Below are 25,900 nucleotides of genomic sequence, written 5' to 3'. Positions count from 1 at the left end.
AAATGATTCAAGTCGATGTTAAGCGAGAAAACAACCAAATAATTTCTTTTACGATGAGTGGACACGCCGATTTTGCCGAACATGGCAGTGATTTGGTATGTGCAGGAGCTTCGTCAATTGCTTTTGGAATGGTGAATGCTATTTCGGAAGTACGTGATTTTGCGCCTGTAATAGAAGAGTCGGAGGGTTACCTTTACTATTCTGTGCCTGCTGATTATGTCGAGGATGACGTGGTACAAATCTTGCTCACAGGGATGGAAAATCAACTAAGGTCATTAGCGTACAGCTATCCTGATCATATAAAAATTAACTCCAAATAGGAGGTGGAATTTCATGTTAAAATTTGATATTCAACATTTTGCGCACAAAAAGGGTGGCGGTTCGACTTCTAACGGACGTGACTCTGAATCAAAACGTTTAGGTGCAAAACGTGCGGACGGACAATTTGTTACTGGTGGATCTATCCTTTACCGTCAACGTGGTACTAAAATCTATCCAGGAACTAACGTAGGACGTGGAGGCGATGATACTTTATTCGCTAAAACTGACGGCGTTGTACGTTTCGAACGTATGGGACGCGACAAGAAAAAAGTTAGCGTTTATCCTGAAGTACAAGAAGCTTAAATGCAAATTTAAAAACCGTCACTTGTGGCGGTTTTTTTCTGTTTTTACCTTTGTGAATTAATTTCTTGTAAATTGGGTTATAACTCTCCTGGATTGGGGTAAAAGTAAAGAGGCAGATGAAAAGACTTTGTGAAAAATAGGACAAGTCGTTTGATTGACAGCGTTTTCTTGATGTGATTAAATAGACTCAAGTTAATTAACATGTCAGGAGAAGAGATGACAATCGAAACGATGCCAAGGTACTAGTATGCCTACGTTTTGATTGTCATTCTTTTTTTGAAGCTAATTGATAATCGGAATGTAAGGGGACTAGTAAGGGCAAAAATTCCGGTGCTACAAATAAGCAAAAAGAAGGAGTTGGAAAAGATGATTGACACAAGTTTAGCAACACAATTTCTAGGTGAAGTTGTTGGTACTGCCATTCTAATTATTTTAGGTGCTGGTGTCGTAGCAGGTGTTTCGCTGAAGAAATCAAAAGCGGAGAATGGCGGCTGGGTCGTTATTACTTTAGCTTGGGGGCTAGGTGTTACAATGGGTGTATATGTTTCAGGATACATGAGTATGGCCCATCTTAACCCTGCTGTAACGATCGCTATGGCGCTTGCGGGTGCTTTCCCGTGGGATTACGTATTGCCTTATATTCTTGCTCAATTTATCGGAGCGTTTATCGGGGCAACGCTTGTATGGTTACATTACTACCCACATTGGAAGAAAACAGAAGATAAACCAACAAAACTAGGCGTGTTTGCAACGGCGCCAGCTATTCGCCATTTTACATCGAACTTTTTTGGTGAAGCATTAGGTACATTTATGTTAGTGTTTGGATTACTATCATTAGGTGCTAATTCCTTTTCAGACGGATTAAATCCACTTGTTGTTGGTGCATTAATCGTAGCTATCGGGATGTCTCTTGGTGGAACTACAGGTTATGCAATCAATCCAGCTCGTGACCTTGGACCGAGAATTGCGCATTTCGTTTGGCCGATTTCTGGTAAAGGTGGATCAGACTGGGGTTACTCATGGGTTCCTGTTATTGGACCAATCATGGGTGGTGCATTAGGTGCTTTAGGGTATAATGCCATTATTAAAGGCGAACTAGGAATGTGGTTCTGGGTGTTCGCGGTATTATTTGTTTTAATTCTTATTTTAACCATGCAACTCGACAAGAAAAAAGATTTAGCATAGGCTAGGGTGTAAACTAGCTCCAAACGAGAGTCTTCGGGCTTTCGTAGTACTTAAAACTAGAGGAGGAATTTTACATGGAAAAGAAATATATTTTAGCACTAGATCAAGGAACAACGAGTTCAAGAGCGATGATTATTGATGAAGAAGGCGAAGTAATTGGCGTTGCGCAAGAAGAATTTGACCAAATTTTTCCTAAGCCAGGCTGGGTTGAGCATAATGCCAATGAAATCTGGGCTTCCATTTTAGCTGTAATTGCGGGTGTGTTACTTAAAACAAATATTTCTTCTAAAGAAATTGCTGGTATCGGTATTACTAACCAACGTGAAACAACCGTTGTTTGGGATAAAGAAAGCGGCAACCCGATTTATAATGCGATTGTTTGGCAATCTCGTCAAACGGAAGATATTTGTAAACAACTACGTAAAGATGGCTATGAAGATACGATTCGTTCTAAAACCGGCCTTTTGATTGATCCATATTTTGCGGGAACAAAAGCTCGCTGGATTCTGGACCATGTAGACGGAGCACAAGAACGTGCTGAAAAAGGGGAACTTCTTTTCGGGACAATTGATACTTGGTTAGTTTGGAAATTAACTGGTGGTCGTGCGCACGTTACGGATTATTCCAATGCTTCTCGTACGCTTCTTTACAATATTTATGATTTAGAATGGGATGACGAGCTTCTGAAAATGCTTAATATCCCGAGAGCGATGTTACCGGAAGTTCGTCCATCCTCTGAAGTATATGCGGACACAGTTCCTTATCACTTCTTTGGTGAAGAAGTTCCTGTTGCAGGTATCGCTGGTGACCAACAAGCGGCATTATTTGGTCAAGGCTGTTTTGAAAAAGGTATGGCGAAAAATACGTACGGAACTGGTTGTTTCTTACTAATGAATACTGGGGAAAAAGCAGTGCGTTCTGAAAATGGCCTATTGACAACCCTGGCTTGGGGAATTGATGGCAAAGTGGAATACGCGCTTGAAGGTAGTATTTTCGTTGCTGGTTCTGCTATTCAGTGGTTACGTGATGGCTTACGTATGGTTCGCCAATCAAGTGATTCTGAAAACTATGCGAGTCGTATTGAGTCAAGTGATGGCGTGTATGTTGTACCGGCATTCGTCGGTTTAGGCGCACCTTACTGGGATTCAGATGTTCGTGGTGCTGTGTTTGGATTAACTCGCGGAACTGAAAAAGAACAGTTTATCCGTGCAACTTTGGAATCTCTTGCGTATCAAACAAGAGACGTTCTTTATGCGATGGAACAAGACTCAGGAATTAAATTAAAAACGTTGCGTGTAGATGGTGGAGCTTCTGCTAATAATTTCTTAATGCAATTCCAATCCGATATTCTAGGTGTTCCAGTAGAACGTCCAGAAAACAAAGAAACAACGGTACTCGGAGCAGCATTTTTAGCAGGACTTGCAGTAGGTGTTTGGAAAGATAAAAATGAAATTAAAAAACATTGGAAACTGGACAAACGTTTTGAAGTAGAAATGAAAGAAGAACAAAGAGAAGATTTATATGAAGGCTGGCATAAAGCTGTTAAAGCGGCACAAGCTTTTAAATAAATTCTAAAAGATGCGTCAAATGTGTAAAAGCATTTGGCGCATTTTTGCTATGTAAAACAAATAAATATCTGGAAATAGAAATAAATATAGTGACAGATGTATAGTTTGTTCGTTATAATGAAAGATAAGACTTTTAAGGAACGGGAGAATATAAAAATTATGTTTGTAGATCAGGTTAAGATATATGTAAAAGCTGGTAATGGTGGGGACGGTATGGTAGCATTCCGTCGCGAAAAATTTGTACCAAACGGTGGTCCTGCTGGCGGTGACGGCGGTAAAGGAGCAGACGTTGTATTTGTAGTAGATGAAGGTCTGCGTACGCTAGTAGATTTCCGCTTTAAACGCATTTTTAAAGCAGAACACGGCGAACACGGCATGAGTAAAAGTATGCACGGACGTGGTGCGAGTGATTTAGTAGTAAAAGTACCACAAGGAACGATTGTAAAAGATATTGATACTGGCGAGATTATTGCTGATTTAGTAGCGCATGGTCAACGCGCAGTTATTGCAAAAGCGGGACGTGGCGGACGTGGTAATAAACGTTTTGCAACTCCAGCAAATCCAGCTCCGGAACTTTCTGAAAACGGAGAACCAGGACAAGAACGAAATGTACAATTAGAACTTAAAGTGTTAGCAGATGTTGGTTTAGTTGGTTTTCCAAGTGTTGGTAAATCTACTTTACTATCTGTTGTATCGGCAGCGAGACCAAAAATCGCAGCTTATCACTTTACAACGATTGTTCCTAATTTAGGGATGGTTGATGCAGGTGATGGCCGTAGTTTTGTTATGGCGGATTTGCCAGGTCTGATTGAAGGTGCGAGTCAAGGTGTTGGTTTAGGACATCAATTCTTACGCCATATCGAAAGAACACGTGTTATCGTGCATGTTATTGATATGTCTGGTTCAGAAGGGCGTGTACCTTTTGACGATTACGTAGCAATTAATAATGAATTAGAACAATACAACTTACGCTTGATGGAACGTCCACAAATCATTGTAGCCAACAAAATGGACATGCCAGATGCGGAAGAAAATTTAAAAGAATTTAAAACGAAAATTGCAGAAGATATTCCGGTGTTCCCAATTTCAGCTGTAACGAAAACAGGGCTTCGCGAATTACTTCTTGCTATTGCAGATAAATTAGAAACAACACCAGAATTTCCACTTAATGAAATTTTGGAACAAGAAGACGAAGATACAGTTCTTTACAAATATGTTGCTGAAGAACCAGACTTCGAAATTTCTAGAGAGCCAGACGGTACTTTCGTATTAAGTGGCACGAAAATCGAACGCTTATTTACGATGACGAACTTTGAACGTGATGCTTCTATTAGCCGTTTTGCGCGTCAACTGCGTGCAATGGGTGTCGATGAGGCGCTTAGAAAACGCGGCGCTAAAGATGGCGATATCGTTCGCTTGCTTGATTATGAATTTGAATTTATGGATTAAACAAAGTGCTGCGCCAATCATTTGGCGCACGCTTTTTTCCTAGCTACGATAAAAAGGAGAGTTGAATATGAAAATTGCTTATTTAGGCCCAGCAGCATCTTTTACACACGCAGCGGCAGCAAAGGCTTTTCCAAAAGAAGAGATGATTGCTAAAAGCACGATTCCAGATTGTATTATGGCAATTGAAAAGGAAGACGTGGATGTGGCGGTTGTTCCAATCGAAAACACCATCGAAGGAAGCGTTAATATCACGCTGGACTACTTATTTCATTTTTCAAGTGTTCCTGTAGTGGCCGAGATTGTTTTGCCGATTGCGCAACATTTAATGGTTCATCCTGCACATGTCGCAACATGGAAATCCGTTCAGAAGGTAATGTCCCATCCACAGGCGCTTGCACAGTGTCATACATTTTTACAAGCTGAATTATATGGCGTTGAGCGGGAAGTAACACCTTCTACAGCGTATGCGGCAAAATGGGTGAGCAATAATCCGACTGAACTTGCAGCAGCTATTGCACCGCGCATGGCGGCGAGTGAGTATGGTCTTGAAATTGTGAAAGAAAATGCGCAAGACTTGGAATTAAATCAAACGAGATTTTTTGTTTTAAGCCGCAAGCCAGTTTCCATTTTATTGCCAAAAGAAGAAGAAAAAACGTCTATTTCTGTCATTTTGCCAAACAATATGCCAGGGGCGTTACATAAAGTATTATCTACATTTGCGTGGCGCGATATTGATTTAAGTAAAATTGAATCGAGACCGCTGAAAACTTCATTAGGCGAGTACTTTTTCTTAATTGACGTTCTTTCAGAAGGGAAGGAAACTCTTGTCACAAATGCACTTGACGAAATTACCCTTTTAGGTGGAACGGCAAATAAACTTGGAACCTATCACGTTCACCGCTTACAAACGACCTAAATAAAGAGTTATCGCGATTTTTTGCGGTAACTTTTTTATTGCGAATCCTACTTTTTTACGTTAAAATTTGTAGGAGAAAAGCTTTACTAAAACTAAAAGGAGTGAAACAGATGTCAGGACATTCAAAATGGAATAATATTCAAGGTCGAAAAAATGCACAAGATTCCAAGCGTTCCAAAATATTTCAAAAGTTAGCGAGAGAGATTTTTGTCGCAGCAAAAAAAGGTCCTGATCCTAATTTAAATCCAGCGCTCCGATTAGTTATGGATAAAGCAAAAGCAGTCAACATGCCAAATGATAATATTAAGCGCGCGATTGATAAGGCGTCTGGTAATTCGAATGCTGAAAATTATGATGAGATAACATACGAAGGTTATGCGCCGGGCGGTATTGCGGTACTTGTCCATGCGCTTACAGATAATAAAAATCGGACGAGCACCAATGTTCGTGTAGCTTTTAACAAGAATGGTGGAAGCTTAGGTGAAACCGGAAGTGTAAGTTATATGTTCGATCGTAAAGGCTACCTGGTTATTTTGCGCGAAGGTTTAACTGTAGATGAAGAGGAGTTTATGCTGGAGGCAATTGAAGCAGGTGCGGACGATGTGGAAGTAAGTGATGACGTTTTTGAAATTTTCACTGATCCAGCGACTTTCCCGGAAGTTAAAGAAGCATTACAACAAGCCGGGTATACGTTCGCCACAGCGGAACTATCGATGTTTCCAACTGTTTATAATGAAATTGCGGAAAATAACCAAACACAATTTGATAAAATGTTAGAAGCGCTAGAAGATGATGATGACGTGCAAGAAGTTTATACGAACGCGGAGATAAAGTAAGTCAACACACCCCTTTTTCGAACAATTTGAATGGGGGTGTTTTATATGAATCACTAGGAGGAAGAAAAAATGAAACCACGTAAAGTAATGATAATTGGAGCTGGGAATGTAGGGACGGCAGCAGCACACGCATTTGTTAATCAAAAATTTGTCGAAGAGTTAATTCTCGTAGACTTAAATAAAGAACGTGTAGAAGGAAATCGGAAAGACTTGGCTGATGCAGCAGCATTTATGCCGGGAAAAATGGATATTACGGTTCGAGAAGCAGGTGATTGTGCAGATGTAGATATTGCTGTTATTACCGTAACAGCTGGGCCATTAAAAGAAGGACAAACACGCTTGGATGAATTAAGAAGTACTTCAAGAATCGTTGCGAGCATTGTTCCAGAAATGATGAAGGGCGGATTTAACGGTATTTTCCTTATTGCGACCAATCCATGTGACATCATTACGTACCAAGTGTGGAAGCTGTCTGGACTGCCTAGAGAGCGCGTGCTTGGGACAGGTGTTTGGCTGGATACTACAAGGTTACGCCGTTTACTAGCAGAAAAACTAGATATTGCCGCACAAAGTATCGATGCCTTTATTCTTGGTGAGCATGGTGATTCCCAGTTCCCAGTATGGTCGCATTCGTCCATTTATGGTAAACCAGTCAATGAATATAGCATGGAAAAACTAGGCGAAGAGCTTGATTTAAAACAAATTGGTGAAACTGCCCGCGATACCGGCTTTGAAATTTATCACCAAAAAGGCTGCACAGAATATGGTATTGGTGGTACAATTGTTGAAATTTGTCGTCACATTTTCAGCGGTAGCCAGCGTGCTTTAACGGTGTCTTGCGTGTTGGACGGGGAATACGGTGAAACAGGTTTAGCAATTGGCGTGCCAGCAGTTTTAAGTCAAAATGGTGTTAAAGAAATTATCTCCTTAAAACTGGATGAACAAGAACAACAAGCTTTTGCAAATTCAGTTTCCGTTATTAAAGAAAGCATTCAATCGATTTAAGACGTCAATAATATTATTATGTAAACTAAACAAGCGTTCCTTTTATGAACAAAAACTAGTACAGACGTTCCATTTTATGCTATCATATAATGTATGACGTGAAATGAAGAGAGGACGAATAAATTGTACGATTACATAAAAGGAACCGTAACGACTATTACACCAGAATATATTGTTGTAGAAGCAGGCCAAATTGGCTATCAAATAATTACAGGAAACCCGTTTTCCTTTCAACGACTAGAAGGTACAGATGCGCAAGTCTTTTTGTATCAGCATGTGCGGGAAGATAATATTTCTTTGTTCGGTTTTCAAACAACAGAAGAACGCTATTTATTCAAAAAATTATTAAGTGTTTCCGGCATTGGTCCAAAAAGCGCTTTAGCTATTATTGCTTCGGGCGATGTCGTTCCGCTTATTACGGCTATTGAATCAGAAGATGATGTTTATTTAACAAAATTCCCGAGTGTCGGTAAAAAGACTGCTCGTCAAATCATTCTCGACTTAAAAGGGAAACTTGCGGATGTTGTCGCGAGTGAAATTGTTTTTACAGCGCCAGGAAACGACATTGTTGCTGGACTTTCACCGCAATTAGAAGAAGCTGTTTTAGCACTGGAAGCTCTTGGCTACAGCACACGCGAGCTGAAAAAAGTAATACCAAAATTGGCTAAAGAAACTGACTTAACGAGCGATGCATATATCAAGCTAGCACTACAATTAATGACAAAATAGAGAGGAGCTTGTGGCATGGATGAACGAATTATTTCAAGTGAAACGGTAGACGCAGAAGAAGTATCTTTTGAAACTAGTTTGCGGCCACAGAACCTTTCACAATATATCGGGCAAGATAAAGTAAAGAATAATTTAACCGTCTTTATTGAAGCTGCTACGCTCCGAAATGAAGCGCTTGATCATGTGCTTTTATACGGACCACCAGGACTTGGTAAAACAACACTTGCGATGGTTATTGCTGCTGAGATGGGGAGCCAAATTAAAACGACGAGCGGGCCAGCTATTGAACGCCCTGGCGACTTGGCGACTATTTTGACAAGTTTAGAACCAGGTGACGTGTTATTTATTGATGAAATCCATCGTTTATCACGAGCAATTGAAGAAATTTTATATCCAGCAATGGAAGATTATTGTTTGGATATTGTTATTGGAACAGGGCCAACTGCACGCTCGGTTCGTCTAGATTTACCGCCATTTACACTTATTGGAGCAACCACACGTGCGGGACTACTATCGGCGCCGCTTCGAGATCGTTTTGGTGTAATTGATCATTTGGAGTTTTATACCGAAGATCAATTGACGGAAATTGTGCTGCGAACATCGAGCATATTAAATACGAAAATTGATGACCTTGGTGCGCGTGAAATTGCTAGACGCTCAAGAGGGACCCCGCGGATTGCCAATCGTTTATTAAAACGAGTACGTGATTTTGCGCAAGTGCGCGGAAATGGAACAGTCACTGAAAAACTTGCCAAAGAAGCACTTACTTTGCTACAAGTGGATCCAAGAGGACTTGATACTATTGACCAAAAGCTGCTGCATACGATTATTCAATCATTTAGAGGCGGACCAGTTGGGCTTGATACGATAGCTGCCAGTATTGGCGAAGAACGAGAAACCATTGAAGATATGCAAGAACCATATTTACTACAAATCGGTTTTCTACAAAGAACGCCACGTGGAAGAATTGCCACTGAAACGGCGTATAACCATTTAGGAATAAGTTATGAAAAAGAGGTATAAAGCATGAAAGTAGAAGATTTCGATTTTGATTTACCAGAAGAATTAATCGCACAAACTCCATTACTGGACCGGACGTCGAGCCGATTAATGGTGCTTGATAAAAAGTCAGGTGAAATAAAAGATCAACATTTCACGGATATTATTAGCTACTTAAATGAAGGGGACGCATTAGTGTTAAACGATACACGCGTTCTCCCGGCTAGACTTCACGGTATTAAAGATGAAACCGGCGCACATATTGAAGTTTTACTTTTAAAACAAAAAGAAGGCAATGCGTGGGAAACTTTAGTAAAACCGGCGAAAAGAATTCGTAAAGGCGCGACAATTACATTCGGCGATGGCGCTTTAAAAGCAACTTGCCTAGAAGAATTAGAACATGGTGGCCGAATTCTAGAGTTTTCTTATGAAGGGATTTTTTATGAAGTATTGGAGCAACTGGGTGAGATGCCGCTTCCTCCATACATTAAAGAACAACTCGCTGATCAGGACCGTTACCAAACCGTTTATGCTAAAGAAAATGGTTCAGCTGCGGCGCCAACTGCGGGTCTGCACTTTACTGAAGATTTACTGGCTAAAATTAGCGAAAAAGGCGTAGAAATTATTTTTGTTACACTTCATGTTGGGCTTGGAACGTTCCGCCCAGTAGACGTAGAGGATACTGCCAATCATAAAATGCACTCGGAGTTTTATCGTTTAACAGAGGAATCTGCTGAGCGAATCAATCGAATCAAAGCACAGGGTGGAAAAGTGGTTGCAGTTGGAACAACGTCTATTCGAACATTAGAAACCATTGCAAGTCGCCATGATGGTAAGTTAGTTGCCGAGTCTGGCTGGACGGAGATTTTTATTTCGCCAGGGTATACTTTCCAAGCAGTAGATGCCTTAATCACTAATTTCCATTTACCGAAATCGACCTTAATTATGCTTGTATCTGCTTTATCGGATCGTACAAAGATTTTAGCAGCTTATAATCATGCTGTAGAAGAAAAATATCGCTTCTTTAGTTTTGGCGATGCAATGTTTATTCATTAAATTGCGAAAAAATTAACAGAAAAGCTTGTTTTCATTGGTAATTTTCGTTATGCTAGTGAATAGAGTAAATTAGAAAGAGGTAAGACATGTCTGCCATTCGTTATGAACTAATAAAAACAGATAAACAAACAGGTGCTCGTCTTGGTAAAATTCATACACCACACGGCACATTTGATACACCCATGTTTATGCCAGTTGGGACACTTGCAACGGTAAAAACAATGTCGCCTGAAGAACTAAAAGCGATGGGTGCGGGTATTATTTTAAGCAATACGTATCACTTATGGTTACGCCCTGGGGAAGAACTTATTCGAGAAGCAGGCGGACTACATAAATTTATGAACTGGGATCAACCAATCTTAACGGACTCTGGCGGTTTTCAGGTGTTCAGTTTGAGTAAAATGCGTGATATCAAAGAAGAAGGTGTTCATTTCCGTAACCATTTAAACGGAGACAAACTTTTCTTATCACCAGAAAAAGCAATTCAAATTCAAAATGCGCTAGGGTCGGATATTATGATGAGTTTTGATGAATGTCCACCGTATCCAGCGTCCCATGAATATATGAAAAAATCAGTAGAAAGAACATCGCGCTGGGCTGAACGTGGCTTAAAAGCACATGAAAGACCAGAAGACCAAGGTTTGTTCGGAATCGTCCAAGGTGGAGCATACGAAGATTTACGTGCCCAAAGTGCCAAAGATCTCGTATCACTAGACTTCCCAGGCTATTCGATCGGCGGACTATCCGTTGGTGAACCTAAAGACGTGATGAACCGAGTATTAGAACACACAACGCCATTATTACCAGCTAATAAACCACGTTACTTAATGGGCGTAGGTTCGCCTGACTCATTAATCGATGGTGTAATTCGAGGAGTGGACATGTTTGACTGTGTTCTTCCTACACGTATCGCACGAAATGGTACTTGTATGACATCAAATGGTCGCTTAGTTATCAAAAATGCTAAGTTCACCCATGATTTCCGTCCAATTGATGAAAATTGTGATTGTTACACATGTAAAAATTACTCACGTGCATACATTCGACACTTGATTCGTTGTGAGGAAACATTTGGAATTAGACTTACAACTTATCATAATCTTCATTTTCTGTTAAACTTAATGAAGCAAGTCCGTGGCGCTATTATGGAAGATCGTCTTGCTGATTTTAGGGAAGAATTTTTTGAGCAATATGGATTCAATCGTCCTGATGCAAAAAATTTCTAAATATATATAAAGTATCGAAAGGAGTTGGAAAATATGGGCGGTATTGTAACATTTATACCAATTATCTTGATGGTCGTTTTGTTTTACTTCTTGTTAATCAGACCTCAACAAAAACGTCAAAAAGAAGTGCAAAATATGCAAAGTAGTTTAGCAAAAGGTGATAAAATTATTACTATTGGTGGACTTCACGGTATTGTAGAAGCAATTGAAGATGGCACAGTCATTTTGAAATGCGGAAACAGCAAATTAACTTTTGACCGTAATGCAGTTAGAACTGTACTTGAAAAAGGTACTTCTAATTCAGTTGTAACAGAAACAATTTCTGATGACACGGAAGTAGAAGACAACAAATAATACTTGAAATAAAAATGCCATTTCCCTTTAAACGGTGAAATGGCATTTTTTATCCATAAATGTAGAGCTTATACTTCCCATTTAAGCTTTTTTTAGATAAAATGGGAATATGCTTATTGTTTAAGAAAGGGGATGACTTGATGATGGATGCATTTTCGGAATGGTATGAAGATTTAGCGCCGGCAATCTCAATAAAAGTGGAAGATTTTCATATTTTAGGTTACCGAGAAATTAAGGCAAGCCACATTTGGGCATTTTTAACAGAAGAAAAGTGGCAGAATAAACCAACCCCTGCTTTGCATGAAAGAATGAATGATGTCATGCAAATGAATATTGGACAATTAATGCAATTTATTATGACAACAGCTGAACAAGAATCTAATAACCATATTTCTCAAGCAAATAATGTGCTTCAACAAAATGTGGAAGATTAACAGCCTGTTAGCAAATGCTTGAGTTTAGTACATAAAAATAGAAGTATTTGTTGTTAGACTGGGATTTGTGATGGTTTAGATGAGGGAGGAACGAAACAGAAATGGTAAAAAAGAGTAAGATAGTTATTTTCTTTCTAGTAGTTGCAATTATCTTTGGTGCTGTATTTGGTACCGCAAAAATGGTTATGCAAAACATCAACCTAGGCTTGGATCTTCAAGGGGGCTTCGAAGTTCTATATGAAGTATCGCCAGCTGATGGTAAGGGAACTGTATCGAAACAAACGTTAACAGATACAGTAACGTCACTTGATAAGCGGATTAACTCATTAGGTGTTGCTGAACCAAGTATCCAAATCGAAGGAGACAACCGTATCCGTGTTCAACTTGCTGGGATAACTGACCAAGATGAAGCTCGGAAAATGTTATCAACCACAGCCCAATTATCATTTAGAGATGCTAATGACAAAATGATGATGAACGGTAGTGACTTGGTTGCAGGCGGTGCTAAACAAGCTTTCGATTCAAGTAATAATCCAATCGTTACATTAAAACTAAAAAGCGCAGACAAATTTGCTAGTGTTACAAAAACAATCCTAGCAGAAGCACCTGACAATCAATTAGTTATTTGGTTAGATTGGAAAGAAGGACAAAAATACAAAACAGAACGCGAGAAGAAAGATCCCGCATACTTATCAGCACCAAACGTAAGTAGTGTACTAGATACAGACAAAGTAGAAATTTCCGGAAGCTTTACAACGGAAGAAGCAAAAGATTTAGCAGAATTGCTTAACTCTGGTGCGCTTCCTGTGAAAATGACTGAAGTTTATTCTACCTCTGTTGGTGCACAATTTGGTCAAGATGCATTACAAGAAACTATTTTAGCCGGTATTATTGGTGTTATGGCTATCTTTATTTTCATGATGGCAGTTTACCGTTTACCTGGTGTTGTCGCATCTATCACATTAGTTGCTTACACTTATTTAGTATTATTAATTTTGAGTCTACTTCACGCAACACTTACTCTACCAGGGATTGCTGGTTTGATTCTGGGGATAGGTATGGCTGTTGACGCGAACGTAATCACATACGAGCGGATAAAAGAAGAAATCAAAGTCGGTAGGTCGACAAAAGCTGCTTTTGAAGTTGGTGGAAAAGAAGCATTCCGCGCAATTTTGGATGGTAACTTAACGACACTTATCGTGGCTGCGGTTCTCTTCTACTTCGGAACGAGCTCTATCAAAGGTTTCGCTACTGTTCTGATCATTAGTATTTTAGTCAGCTTCTTGACAGCCGTTTGGGGATCAAGATTCTTACTTGGATTATTAGTGAAAAGTAACTGGCTTAACAACAAACCTGGATTCTTTGCAGTTAAACGAAAAGATATCCATAACTTACACGAAGGTATTAATAGCTTTAGCTTAAAAACACACTTTGATCGTTATGATTTTGTAAAACATCATCGTCTGTTCTTATCTATTTTTGCTGGGATAGTAATCGTGGGTATTGTAATTCTATCAATCTTTAAATTGAATCTTGGTATCGATTTTGCCAGTGGGACTCGAGCAGAAGTAACTGCTAATCAAACACTGACAGAAACGCAAATTAAGAAAGATTTAGATGCGATTGATATGCCGTCTGATGATATTGTTTTCCAAGGATCTGGTTCTAAAACAGCCGTTGTTTCTTACAAAGGAACATTATCACAAGACGATGTATCTAAATTCAAAAATTATTTTGAAGACAAATATAAGCACGAACCAAGCATCAGTACCGTTTCGCCAACTGTCGGTAAAGAACTTGCCAAAAATGGCTTCTGGGCACTCGGTGTAGCGTCTGTGCTGATCGTACTTTACATTGCTGTGCGATTTGAATTTTATATGGGTATTGCGGCGATTCTTTCCTTACTATTTGACGCATTTATCATCTTTATATTCTTTAGTGTTACAAGGCTGGAGGTTGACTTGACCTTCATTGCCGCGGTTCTGACGGTTATCGGTTATTCGATAAATGATACGATAGTCACCGCCGACCGAATACGGGATATTAGTACGAAGATGCAGCGTTTCAAAACGAAAGAAGAGATTGCCGATGCGGTTAACAAAGCATTGCGCCAAACATTCACTCGTTCGATAAACACGATTTTAACCGTTGTTTTCACCGTACTTGCGCTTGTACTATTTGGTAGTGAGTCCATTCTAAACTTCTCCATCGCTTTATTAGTGGGACTTATTTCCAGTGTGTTCTCGTCCATCTTTATGGCGATGCAACTATGGTACGTATTTAAAGCAAGACAATTACGTAAAAAAGGACCAATTAATACGGTTAAAAAGAAAAAACCACGCAATAACGGACAACCTGTCGTTTAAAAAAGAGTGGCCGAATTTCTATTTATGAAATTCGGCCGTTTTTAATAAGCTTGAAACGGGTAAATAGTAAGATAATTGTTGCAAGGAGGAGAAAACATGAAAGAAAACAAAGTACAATGGCAAGTCATTGCGGGGATTATTTTAGCACTCATTATTGCGATATTTGCAGTTATTAATGTAGACCCAGTAGAAGTAAACTTTTTATTTGCTCAAGCAGAGTGGCCGCTCATTTTAATTATTATCGGGTCTGTGTTGTGCGGTTGCTTAATTATCTTTTTCTTAAATATCGCGAAATCTCGTGGAATGAAGAAAAAAGTAAAACAATTAACAACCGAAAAAGCAGAATTAGAACGCCAATTGGCTGCTTCTAAAGCGATGAAAACACACTCTTCTAAAGTAGAAAAACGTGAACCGGAAAAGGTAGTAGATACAACTAAATAATGAAAATGACGCTAACTTTAAAAGTTGGCGTTTTTTTGTTTTAAAGATTCCTCTTGGTTTTTCTAGTGATTTTCGATATAATAGGAAGGTTGAGAGGTGGGGTAATGTGATTCATTCAAAATACTTATGGAATATCGAGGAAGCCGCAGAAGATAAAGCTAGCCAATTAGCAGAGCAGCTAAAAATCTCGCTTCCACTTGCAAAACTACTTTGGAAAAGAAAAATTACAACGCAAGGACAATTCGATAAATTTTTCCACCCAGAAAAATATGAAAGCTATGACCCATTTTTATTTGCAGAGATGGATCTTGCAGTTGCTAGAATTAAGCAAGCGATAGAATTAAATGAGCAGATTTTAGTATACGGTGATTATGATGCAGATGGGGTTACTAGTATTGCGGTATTAATGAAAACACTGCGGCATTTAGGTGCGAACGCCGAATTTTATATTCCTAATCGTTTTACAGAAGGATATGGCCCTAATATCGCTGCTTTTGATATGGCTAAAAACCAAGGAACCGATTTAATTATTACGGTTGATAATGGTATTGCAGCGCTAGAAGTAATGGCACATGCGAAAGAAATTGGCTTAGATGTTATCGTTACAGATCATCATGAGCCGCGTGAGGTGATGCCAGAAGCTGTTGCTGTTATCCATCCAAAACATCCGAAATCAGCTTATCCATTCGATGAGTTAGCTGGTGTTGGTGTGGCGTATAAATTATCTCATGCTTTACTTGGAGAAGAACCAAAAGAACTGCTTGATCTAGTGGCTGTTGGGACAGTTGCGGATTTAGTTTCATTGACAGACGAAAACCGCTTACTCGTTCAACTCGGCTTACGTCAATTGCGCGAATCTGCGAATATCGGTCTTTCTGTTTTAGCTAAAAAAGCCAGTTTGAAATTGGAAGAAGCTACTGAAGAAACAATTGGCTTTGGTTTGGCACCTCGACTGAATGCGGTTGGTCGTTTAGGTCCAGCCGATCCAGCTGCTGATTTACTTTTAACAGAAGATCCGGAAGAGGCACTTTTCTTAGCGGAAGAAATTGATGATGCGAACAAGGAACGGAAACAAGTAGTAGTCGACACGACAAAACTCGCGATGGAAGCTATTGAAGCGAAAGAAACGTTAGGGAATGTCCTCGTTGTGTACGGCGAAGGTTGGAATACTGGTATCCTTGGCATTGTTGCTTCTAAATTAGTTGGAACTTATTCTAGACCGGCAATTGTTCTTGGCATTGATCCTGTAACTGGTATCGCCAAAGGGTCTGGACGAAGTGTTGATGCGTTTCATTTGTATCAAGCGCTCGATAAACACCGCGATTTAATGACTGCATTTGGTGGGCATCCAATGGCTGCGGGTCTAACATTACCAGCCGAAAACCTAGCTGAATTAGAAGCTAAATTACAAGAAGAAGCGAGTTTTCTTTCAGAAGAGGATTTCCGACCAGCCTTGAAAATAGAAGAAAAAATTGAGCTAGCAGATGTGTCCGTTGCTTTTATTGCGCAGTTAGAAAAATTAGCGCCGTTTGGAATGGATAATCCGAAACCCATTTTCCTTTTAGAAAATATGAACTTAAAAGGAACGAAAAGAATTGGAGCGGATAAAACCCATCTAAAAACAATGCTTGCTACAGAAGAAAGTGATGCTACACTGGATTCTATCGGATTTGGTGTGGGAGATTTAGTAGAAAAAATTTCTCCTTCAGCAGCAGTGAATGTGGTGGGGGAATTATCCATCAATGAATGGAATAATGTCAAAAAACCACAGCTGCGAATGATGGATATTCACATCGAGCATTGGCAACTTTTCGATGTGCGTAGTAAATCGGAATGGGCTCGAATACTGCAAGAACAAACAGAATCACGAGTTTTTGTTTGTTTTGAAGAAAGAACGATTACAACGCTCGGCGAACAAAAATATATTTTAGTTGATGAAAAAGCTGACTTTGCGGCTGATTTTGAGACAGAAGAACTGGTTTTTGCGGACATGCCTACTAATATCGAATTAGTTGAAACGATTGTGCGCGAAACGAAACCAGAGCGTATTTTTGTCCATTTTGATGCGGCAGAAGGTAATCAAATTCCAGCAATACCGGACCGAGTAGCCTTTGCAGAGCTATATAGTCTCATTAAAAAATTCCAACCATTTCCAATTGAAAAGTACACACCACGGCTAATGCAGAAGTTTGGCTGGAATAAAGATCAAATAGATTTCATGTCAAAGGTGTTTTTTGATTTAGAATTTGCTAAAATGGAAAGTGGTCAGATTATTATTAATGAAGTTGTTGAAAAACGTAATCTGGACGAGTCACTTGTTTATCAACAAAAGGTAGAAGAAATAACTACAAGAAAAAAACTGTTGTACTCCAATTATACTGAGCTTCATAGTTGGATGAAATCAATGATGGAAACATCAATTTACCCGAATGCGGAGGAACTAGAAAATGGAAATTAAAGATTTACAAGATTACGTAGCGATTGTGAACGATTGGCCGAAAAAAGGGATTGTTTTTAAAGATATCACGCCCCTTATGAATGACGGAGAGGCATATCGCTTTGCTACAGATAAAATTGTTGAATATGCAAAAGAATTAAAAATTGATATTATTGTTGGACCAGAAGCACGTGGTTTCATTATTGGTTGCCCAGTTGCTTATGCGTTAGGAATTGGTTTTGCGCCAGTTCGTAAACCTGGCAAACTTCCTCGTGAAACAATTGAAATGGAATACGACTTAGAATATGGTACAAATAAATTATCCATGCATAGCGATGCCATCAAACCGGGCCAACGCGTACTTATTACAGATGATTTACTTGCAACAGGCGGAACAATTGAAGCGACTATTAAACTAGTAGAAGAACTAGGCGGTATCGTTGCTGGTTGTGCTTTCCTAATCGAACTAAAAGAGTTAGAAGGACATAAAAAATTAGATGGTTACGACCGTTTAATCCTTATGCAATTATAAAAAATAAACTACTCCTATTATTTTAGGGGTAGTTTTTTTGTTTAAAAAGCGGAAAACTGCTAGAAAATGTGAAAATTCAAGGAAAAGTGCTTTCTAAACAAAGTGGGCTCATGCTATAATATTAGACAAGAATATTTTTTGGAGCACTCAGTTATTGGGTGTTTTTAAGTTGTATATATGACATGGAGATAAGAGGGTGAATGTAAATGGCGAAAGAACAAAATCTGACAGCTGAGCAAGTCATCGATATGGCTTCTCATTATATGAATCAGGAACATCTTGCGCTCGTAAAAAAAGCGTATGAATTTGCGCGCGATTCTCATAAAGAACAATTTCGTAAATCAGGTGAGCCGTATATTATTCATCCAATTCAAGTTGCTGGCATTTTAGTAGAATTAAAAATGGATCCGTCGACCGTTGCATCTGGATTTTTACACGATGTCGTGGAGGATACACCAGTTACACTAGCAGATTTAGAAGAAGTTTTTGGTAGTGAAGTTGCCATGTTAGTAGACGGGGTAACAAAACTTGGGAAAATTAAATATAAATCACACGAAGAACAACAAGCCGAAAATCATCGGAAAATGTTCATTGCAATGGCGCAGGATATCCGCGTTATTTTAATTAAACTGGCGGACCGTTTGCACAATATGCGGACGTTAAAACATCTACCGGTGGAAAAACAGCGCAGAATTGCGAATGAAACGCTAGAAATTTTCGCACCCCTTGCTCACCGATTAGGGATTTCCCGCGTAAAATGGGAACTAGAAGATACGGCGCTACGTTATTTAAATCCGCAGCAATATTACCGGATTGTCCATTTAATGAAACAAAAGCGGGATGCAAGAGAACGTTATTTGCATGATGTTATTGACGGCGTAAATGAAAATCTAGATGAACTGAATATTCAAGCGGATATTTCCGGAAGACCAAAGCATATTTATTCGATTTACCGGAAAATGAGCGAACAAAATAAACAATTTAACGAAATTTATGATTTACTGGCTGTTCGAATTGTTGTAAGTAGTATTAAGGATTGCTATGCAGTTCTTGGTATCATCCATACGCGCTGGAAACCAATGCCAGGTCGTTTTAAAGATTATATTGCCATGCCGAAGTCGAATATGTATCAATCGATTCACACAACGGTTATTGGCCCTCAAGGTGAGCCACTCGAAGTGCAGATTAGAACGCATGAAATGCACCAAATTGCTGAATACGGGGTTGCGGCGCACTGGGCTTATAAAGAAGGCAAGGTTGTTAATTCGAAAACATCATTCGATAACAAACTAACTTGGTTCCGTGAAATTTTAGAATATCAAAATGAATCGGATAATGCCGAAGAGTTTATGGAAAGTTTAAAACTCGATCTATTTTCCGATGTTGTTTACGTATTTACACCAAAAGGCGATGTGTACGAGTTGCCAAATGGTTCTGTGCCACTTGATTTCGCTTATCGCGTCCATACAGAGATTGGGAACAAAACCATTGGCGCTAAAATTAACGGAAAAATTGTCACGCTAGACTATAAATTAAAAACTGGCGATATTATTGATATTTTAACGTCAAAACATTCTTATGGACCAAGCCGCGACTGGCTAAAATTAGTTCAAACTTCTCAAGCGCGCAACAAAATCAAGCAATTTTTCAAACGACAAGCGAAAGAAGAAAATGTCGAAAAAGGTCGCGATTTAGTCGAAAAAGAAATCAGACAGCTTGGATTTGAACCGAAAAAAATCATGGTCCCAGAAAATTTGCGCAAACTAGCAGACAAGTTGAACTTCTCGCATGAAGATGATCTTTTTGCAGCAGTTGGTTATAACGGTATCACACCTTTACAAGTTGCTAACCGATTAACTGAAAAACTGCGTAAAGAACGAGAAATCGAAGCCGAAACAGAGAAATTGTTAACACAATCAGAAAATAAACCATCAAATTCAGATGCGAATAATGAAAAACTGAAGATTAAACATAATGCAGGCGTAGTTGTTCAAGGGGTAGGTAATTTATTAATCCGTCTTTCCAGATGTTGTAATCCAGTACCAGGTGATGATATTGTCGGTTACATTACTAAAGGTCGCGGAATTTCTATTCACCGCCAAGATTGCCCAAATGTACAAGCAATCGAAGCTGAACGATTAATCGATGTAGACTGGGAAGATACAGATTCACAAGCGAAAAATGATTATAATGTAGATATCGAAATATACGGTTATAATCGTAATGGTTTATTAAATGATATTTTACAAGTAATTAATAGCTTGACTTCCAATATCAACGGCGTCAATGCCAAAGTAGATAATAATAAAATGGCAACCTTAGTCGTTACGCTGCAAATTCATAATATTAACCATTTACAACGCGTAGTGGATAAAATAAAACAAATTCCAGATGTTTATACAGTAAGAAGATTAATGAACTAAAGGAGTGAAGCGGAGTGCGTGTACTACTACAAAGGTGTTATGAAGCGTCCGTAAGTGTAGAAGAGGAAGTAATTAGCGAAATAGCTGGCGGTCTTTGTCTATTAGTTGGTTTTACGCATACTGACACACCAGAAACAGTCGACTATATAGCAAATAAAATCGTTGGTTTACGAATTTTTGAAGATGAGTCGGAAAAAATGAATATTTCTCTTGCTGACCGAGGTGGCGCCATTCTTAGCGTTTCTCAGTTCACTTTATATGCGGATGTTAGCAGAGGGAAACGTCCCAGCTTCACAAAATCCGCTCCAGGTGAAAAAGCAGAAGTGCTTTATGATTTATTTAATCAAAAGCTTGCAGAAGCGGGATTTATTGTTGAAACTGGTGTGTTTGGAGCAGCAATGGATGTGAAGATTGTCAATCACGGGCCAGTTACAATCATGCTTGATTCAGATGAAATGCGAAAATAAAAAAGAAATCATTCAGATTATCTGAATGATTTCTTTTTTTAGTTAGAGAAGTAATTAGATAAGCCATCTGTTACAGAGTCAGCAATTTGACTTCTGTAAGACGCTGAGTTGATATTACGTTCATCTTTTGCAGAACTTAGGTAACCAAGTTCTAACAAGACAGCTGGTTGAGAATTTTCTCTGACTACGTAGTAATCGCCGACTCTTGAACCGCGATTAGAAGTAGGGAGGTCATTCCCAAGCGTTGTGTTAATACTTTCAGCGAGCGATTTATCACTATTATCGTAATAATAGGTTGTTTGACCGCTAACACCTTTACTAGTATCTTCTAAACTATCAAAATGAATACTGATGAAAACATCGGCATTATTTTTGGCAGCTACATTCGTTCTTGCTTTTAAGGAAACGTATTTATCGCTATTTCTTGTTAAAATTACTTTTGCGCCTCTAGATTCTAGTTTTTCTTTTAATTGTTTGGCTGTTTTTAACGTCATTTCTTTTTCGATGGTGCCATTTGCGCCTTTTGCGCCGGGATCATTGCCGCCGTGTCCGGGGTCAATAACGATGGTTGCTTCGGATAATTTGGTAGTTTTGCTTCGTGGACTGGATGTTTGGCCTTTATCGGAAACATCGACTACCCAGTTAGCTACATAACCTTCTTCACCGCTAGTTGTACGAATTTTATACCAGTCACCTTGTACTCCTTGAATAGCAAAACCTTGGCCAGAATTTGCTTTCTCGATGACGGTACCATCGCGACTTGGTTTATTTCTAATATTAGTGGAGTCATCGCGAATGGTTACTGTTTGTAGTTCGCTTTCATCTACTTTTGTAACAGATTCACGGATTGTTAAGTAATCGGAGCTAACCCATGCGCTTTTACCGTTGTATTGGATTTGCGCCCAGCCGTTTTGTTGGCTAGTTACTGTTACTTGATCCCCTTTGTTTAGTAATCCAAGTGAATTACTGGAGGTACTTGGTTTTTCGCGGACATTTAAGCCGCCATCAGAAGAGACAATTGCAACACTGTTACTTGCAGCGCTGACATCGGTATTTTCTACTAGCCAGCTGGCAACCCAACCGCTATTCCCGTTATCTAACTGAACTTTGTACCATTGATTTTCTTCACCGACTACCCGGAGTACTTCATTTTTTCTGGCTTGGCTCGTTACATCATATGCTAAACCAGGACCGCTGCGGACATTTAAGACTTCTGCTTTGACGACAACGGAATTCGCATTCGCCATCGCAATGGTTGTAAATATACCTGCTGCAATCAATAAAATGGAGACAACGGTGATAAAAATGAATTTATTTTTCATTTAAAGCTAACACCACCCATATACTCATAAACTTTTATCTGACAGTAAAATGTTACCATAAAATGCGCTTTCATGGAACTAGAAAGTGGAATTTTATAAAAAAACTGGCAAAATGTTGACTTTTCAGTGTGTTTTTAGTAATCTTAGAATAATTCATATTTAAAACTAGCGACAGAGAAAAGTAAGAAAACCCATGCTATAAAGAGAATTTATCCCATTTGGCTGAAAGGATAAAGATAGTTATATTTTCCGAAAAGACACTCTCGAGGTTTCTTGTTGAAAACAGTAAACAAGAACGTATTCAGGCGTTAACTGACTTAAGTGAGGACTCATTAGTAGTTCTAATTAGGGTGGTACCACGGGTGTAAATAAACTCTCGTCCCTTGTTTTTATAACAAGTGACGGGGGTTTTTCTTTATATTTTGAAGTAGAAAAAGGAGGTTTATGGTGATGGATTTGCAATTACCAAGAGGGACGCGAGATATTTTGCCAGAAGAGGTTAGCAAATGGCATTTTCTAGAAACGGAATTTAAAAAAGTTTGCGAAAACTATCGATACGAAGAAATCAGAACGCCAATTTTCGAGCATACGGAATTATTTGAACGCGGGGTGGGTGATTCTACAGATATCGTATCGAAGGAAATGTATACTTTCCAAGATAAAGGTGGTAGAAGCCTAACTTTAAGACCAGAGGGAACTGCTTCTGTCGTTCGTGCTTTCGTTGAGCATAAATTATACGGCGAAGTGAGCCAACCAATTAAAATGTACTATAATGAACCAATGTTCCGCTATGAACGTCCACAAGGTGGCAGACAGCGCCAATTTACCCAAATGGGCATTGAAGCACTTGGAAGCGATGATCCTTCTATTGATGTGGAAGTTATCTCGCTAGCAATGGAGTTTTTCCGTAAAATTGGACTTACAAACATTAAATTAGTTATTAATAGCCTTGGCGATAAAGAAAGTCGCTTGAAGCACCGCGAAGCACTTGTTGCGCATTTTGAACCACATATTGATGAATTTTGTGCAGAATGTCAGGTACGTTTGCATAAAAATCCACTGCGCATTTTGGATTGTAAAAAAGACCATGACAACCCGCTTATCCAATCCGCGCCATCTATCTTGGACTTTTTAAATGAAGACTCTGCTGCGTATTTTGAAAATGTAAAAAGTTACTTAGATGCACTAGGTGTTCCTTTTGAAATTGATCCAACGATGGTTCGTGGTTTAGATTATTATAATCATACAACGTTCGAAATTATGAGTGTGGAAGAAGGTTTTGGCGCGAAAACGACACTTTGCGGTGGAGGAAGATATCATGGTTTAGTCAAAGAATTTGGCGGCCCAGATACACCGGGAATCGGTTTTGGCATTGGGGTAGAACGGATTTTACTTGCTTTAGAAAAAGCGGATATCGAAATACCTGCGAAAAAACCGCTAGAAGTATACGTGATTACTGCACAGCCGGAAGCAGAACTAAAAGCCGTAACACTTGTAAATAAATTAAGACAAAACGGCATTAGCGCGGAAAAAGATTATTTAAAACGTAAATTCAAAGCACAATTAAAAGATGCCAATAGAAAAAATGCCGTTTACACCATCATTCTTGGTGAGGAAGAACTGCAATCAGGCAACTACCAGTTAAAAAATATGGAAACCGGCGAGCAAGAAGCTGTGTCTGAAACAACAATATTAGAAAAACTAACAAACACCAAGGGGGAGAAATAAAATGGAAAAACGTACAAGTTACTGCGGAGAATTAAACGAAACCCATATCGGTCAAAGTGTTGTCCTTCATGGTTGGGTACAAAAACGTCGCGACTTAGGTGGATTAATTTTCATCGATTTACGTGATCGTGAGGGAATTGTGCAAGTAGTATTCAATCCTGAATTTTCCAAAGAAGCATTAGAAATTGCCGATAGCGTTCGAAACGAATTTGTCGTGACTATCAAAGGGAAAGTGCATGCTCGTGGCGAAAAAGCCATTAATGACAGATTAGCAACAGGGAAAGTGGAAGTTTTAGCAGAAGAAATTACGATTTTAAATACATCTAAAACACCTCCATTTTATATTGAAGATGGCGTGAACGTTTCGGATGAACTTCGCTTGAAATATCGCTACTTAGATTTACGTCGCCCGGAAATGAATAACATTTTCAAAATGCGTCATACGGTAACAAGAACGTTCCGTAACAAACTTGATGCACTCGGCTTCTTTGATATTGAAACACCTTATTTAACAAAAAGTACGCCAGAAGGTGCGCGTGATTATCTAGTGCCGAGTCGTGTTTATCCTGGTAACTTCTATGCATTACCACAATCTCCGCAAATTTTAAAACAGTTGTTAATGACAGCTGGTTTTGATAAATATTACCAAATCGTTCGTTGTTTCCGTGATGAAGATTTGCGCGGTGATCGTCAACCGGAATTTACGCAAATCGATTTAGAAACAAGCTTTTTAACAAAAGAAGAAATTCAAGCGATTACGGAAGATATGCTTGTAGATGTTGTTAAAGAAGCAAAAAACATCACCATCGAAAAACCGTTTCCTCGTATGACTTATAAAGAAGCGATGGATCGTTTTGGTAGCGATAAACCAGATATTCGTTTTGGTTTAGAATTACAACATGTGTCTGATGTTGTAAAAGATGTTGATTTTAAAGTATTCCAATCCGCTATTGAAAATGGTGGTGAAGTGAAAGCAATCAACGCAAAAGCGGCAGCAGCTAATTTTTCTCGTAAAGATATAGATGCTCTTGGTGTTTTTGTTGCTAACTACGGTGCGAAAGGTCTTGCTTGGCTAAAAGTAGAAGGTGGCGAGTTAAAAGGACCAATTGCTAAATTCTTCCCTGAAGATAAAGCGGCTGAGTTAAAAGCAGCACTTCAAGCTGAAGATGGCGACTTATTATTATTCGCAGCTGACAAAGCAGATATCGTTGCTGCGTCGCTTGGAGCACTTCGTAATAAGCTTGGTAAAGACTTAGACTTAATCAATGAAGAAGAACTTGCTTTCTTATGGGTAACAGATTGGCCGTTATTCGAATATGACGAAGAAGCTGGTCGCTATGTATCTGCGCATCATCCATTCACTTTGCCAAAAGAAGAGGATATTCCACTTCTTGAAACAGATTCTTCCAAAGTAATGGCAGAAGCATATGATATCGTTTTAAATGGTTATGAAATTGGCGGTGGTTCGCTGCGGATTTATAAAAAAGAAGTCCAAGAATCAATGTTCCGCGCGCTTGGTTTCACAGATGAATCGGCGAAAGAACAATTTGGTTTCCTAATGGAGGCGTTAGAATATGGTACGCCGCCTCATGGTGGTATCGCACTTGGATTAGACCGCATTGTCATGATCTTAGCTGGTCGAAACAACCTACGTGACACGATTGCATTCCCTAAAACAGGAAGCGCAGTAGACCCACTGACAAATGCGCCAGGCGAGGTTAGTGCCGCTCAACTTGCTGAATTGAAATTAGAAACAGTGAAAAAAGAAACGAATTAAAATAAAAAAGAAGCTAGGCGGATAGC

Annotated in this window: 23 protein-coding genes and 1 other annotated feature; of the genes, 22 read left to right on the top strand and 1 reads right to left on the bottom strand. The window is 39.1% G+C overall.

The window, feature by feature from the left end; all coding sequences use genetic code 11:
• The first annotated feature begins 2 nt into the window (after positions 1-2).
• From HCX62_RS06320 to dtd, 20 genes are all read left to right on the top strand, one after another.
• Positions 3-320 (top strand): ribosomal-processing cysteine protease Prp, encoded by a 318-nt coding sequence (locus tag HCX62_RS06320; protein WP_008947910.1) that lies wholly within the window; start codon positions 3-5, stop codon positions 318-320.
• A gap of 13 nt (positions 321-333) precedes the next feature.
• On the top strand, positions 334-624 hold the full coding sequence (rpmA, locus tag HCX62_RS06315; RefSeq protein WP_003726866.1) for a 50S ribosomal protein L27: 291 nt from the start codon (positions 334-336) through the stop codon (positions 622-624).
• Positions 625-990: 366 nt separating this feature from the next.
• Positions 991-1,809: an MIP/aquaporin family protein gene (locus tag HCX62_RS06310; RefSeq protein WP_185637757.1), complete on the top strand. Its 819-nt coding sequence runs from the start codon at positions 991-993 to the stop codon at positions 1,807-1,809.
• Between the two features lie 74 nt (positions 1,810-1,883).
• The gene (glpK, locus tag HCX62_RS06305; protein WP_185637756.1) at positions 1,884-3,377 is read left to right on the top strand and encodes a glycerol kinase GlpK; all 1,494 of its coding nucleotides are present in this window, start codon (positions 1,884-1,886) and stop codon (positions 3,375-3,377) included.
• 159 nt (positions 3,378-3,536) lie between these two features.
• A complete protein-coding gene (gene obgE / locus HCX62_RS06300) occupies positions 3,537-4,826 on the top strand; it encodes a GTPase ObgE (protein ID WP_185637754.1) in 1,290 nt (429 codons plus the stop codon).
• 67 nt (positions 4,827-4,893) lie between these two features.
• On the top strand, positions 4,894-5,742 hold the full coding sequence (pheA, locus tag HCX62_RS06295) for a prephenate dehydratase (protein WP_185637752.1): 849 nt from the start codon (positions 4,894-4,896) through the stop codon (positions 5,740-5,742).
• Positions 5,743-5,852: 110 nt separating this feature from the next.
• Positions 5,853-6,578, top strand: coding sequence for a YebC/PmpR family DNA-binding transcriptional regulator (locus HCX62_RS06290; protein WP_185637750.1), 726 nt, complete (start codon positions 5,853-5,855; stop codon positions 6,576-6,578).
• 69 nt (positions 6,579-6,647) lie between these two features.
• Positions 6,648-7,583: an L-lactate dehydrogenase gene (locus tag HCX62_RS06285; protein ID WP_185637748.1), complete on the top strand. Its 936-nt coding sequence runs from the start codon at positions 6,648-6,650 to the stop codon at positions 7,581-7,583.
• Positions 7,584-7,706: 123 nt separating this feature from the next.
• A complete protein-coding gene (gene ruvA / locus HCX62_RS06280) occupies positions 7,707-8,312 on the top strand; it encodes a Holliday junction branch migration protein RuvA (RefSeq protein WP_008947903.1) in 606 nt (201 codons plus the stop codon).
• 15 nt (positions 8,313-8,327) lie between these two features.
• Positions 8,328-9,335: a Holliday junction branch migration DNA helicase RuvB gene (gene ruvB, locus HCX62_RS06275; protein WP_185637746.1), complete on the top strand. Its 1,008-nt coding sequence runs from the start codon at positions 8,328-8,330 to the stop codon at positions 9,333-9,335.
• A gap of 3 nt (positions 9,336-9,338) precedes the next feature.
• Positions 9,339-10,367, top strand: a complete 1,029-nt coding sequence (gene queA / locus HCX62_RS06270) for a tRNA preQ1(34) S-adenosylmethionine ribosyltransferase-isomerase QueA (RefSeq protein WP_185637744.1) — start codon at positions 9,339-9,341, stop codon at positions 10,365-10,367.
• An 86-nt stretch (positions 10,368-10,453) separates the two neighbouring features.
• Positions 10,454-11,593, top strand: coding sequence for a tRNA guanosine(34) transglycosylase Tgt (tgt, locus tag HCX62_RS06265; RefSeq protein WP_069888766.1), 1,140 nt, complete (start codon positions 10,454-10,456; stop codon positions 11,591-11,593).
• 33 nt (positions 11,594-11,626) lie between these two features.
• Positions 11,627-11,947, top strand: a complete 321-nt coding sequence (gene yajC, locus HCX62_RS06260) for a preprotein translocase subunit YajC (RefSeq protein WP_185637742.1) — start codon at positions 11,627-11,629, stop codon at positions 11,945-11,947.
• Positions 11,948-12,090: 143 nt separating this feature from the next.
• Complete coding sequence (locus HCX62_RS06255) at positions 12,091-12,381, top strand: post-transcriptional regulator (protein ID WP_185638046.1); 291 nt, start codon at positions 12,091-12,093, stop codon at positions 12,379-12,381.
• Positions 12,382-12,482: 101 nt separating this feature from the next.
• Positions 12,483-14,747, top strand: a complete 2,265-nt coding sequence (secDF, locus tag HCX62_RS06250; protein ID WP_185637739.1) for a protein translocase subunit SecDF — start codon at positions 12,483-12,485, stop codon at positions 14,745-14,747.
• 96 nt (positions 14,748-14,843) lie between these two features.
• Positions 14,844-15,188, top strand: a complete 345-nt coding sequence (locus HCX62_RS06245; RefSeq protein WP_185637738.1) for a LapA family protein — start codon at positions 14,844-14,846, stop codon at positions 15,186-15,188.
• Between the two features lie 106 nt (positions 15,189-15,294).
• Positions 15,295-17,646: a single-stranded-DNA-specific exonuclease RecJ gene (gene recJ, locus HCX62_RS06240; RefSeq protein ID WP_185637736.1), complete on the top strand. Its 2,352-nt coding sequence runs from the start codon at positions 15,295-15,297 to the stop codon at positions 17,644-17,646.
• A complete protein-coding gene (locus tag HCX62_RS06235; RefSeq protein WP_185637734.1) occupies positions 17,636-18,157 on the top strand; it encodes an adenine phosphoribosyltransferase in 522 nt (173 codons plus the stop codon). The genes recJ and HCX62_RS06235 overlap by 11 nt, the downstream gene beginning before the upstream one ends.
• A gap of 206 nt (positions 18,158-18,363) precedes the next feature.
• The gene (locus HCX62_RS06230; protein ID WP_185637731.1) at positions 18,364-20,580 is read left to right on the top strand and encodes a RelA/SpoT family protein; all 2,217 of its coding nucleotides are present in this window, start codon (positions 18,364-18,366) and stop codon (positions 20,578-20,580) included.
• Positions 20,581-20,594: 14 nt separating this feature from the next.
• Positions 20,595-21,047 carry a D-aminoacyl-tRNA deacylase gene (gene dtd / locus HCX62_RS06225; protein ID WP_185637729.1) on the top strand — a complete coding sequence of 151 codons (453 nt, stop codon included), beginning with the start codon at positions 20,595-20,597 and terminating at the stop codon, positions 21,045-21,047.
• Positions 21,048-21,085: 38 nt separating this feature from the next.
• On the opposite strand, the gene HCX62_RS06220 is transcribed toward dtd, so the two are convergent.
• Positions 21,086-22,369 carry an N-acetylmuramoyl-L-alanine amidase family protein gene (locus HCX62_RS06220; protein ID WP_185637727.1) on the bottom strand — a complete coding sequence of 428 codons (1,284 nt, stop codon included), beginning with the start codon at positions 22,367-22,369 and terminating at the stop codon, positions 21,086-21,088.
• Positions 22,370-22,528: 159 nt separating this feature from the next.
• Positions 22,529-22,756: a binding site (T-box leader), on the top strand.
• 63 nt (positions 22,757-22,819) lie between these two features.
• Here HCX62_RS06220 and hisS point away from each other — a divergent pair.
• Together hisS and aspS are read left to right on the top strand one after the other, a co-directional pair.
• Positions 22,820-24,097, top strand: a complete 1,278-nt coding sequence (gene hisS, locus HCX62_RS06215) for a histidine--tRNA ligase (RefSeq protein ID WP_185637725.1) — start codon at positions 22,820-22,822, stop codon at positions 24,095-24,097.
• A gap of 1 nt (position 24,098) precedes the next feature.
• A complete protein-coding gene (gene aspS, locus HCX62_RS06210) occupies positions 24,099-25,874 on the top strand; it encodes an aspartate--tRNA ligase (protein WP_185637723.1) in 1,776 nt (591 codons plus the stop codon).
• The last annotated feature ends 26 nt before the right edge of the window (positions 25,875-25,900 follow it).

The sequence above is a fragment of the Listeria swaminathanii genome, assembly GCF_014229645.1.
In the GTDB taxonomy this organism is placed as follows: Bacteria; Bacillota; Bacilli; order Lactobacillales; family Listeriaceae; genus Listeria; species Listeria swaminathanii.
This window is presented reverse-complemented; position numbering and strand designations above follow the sequence as displayed.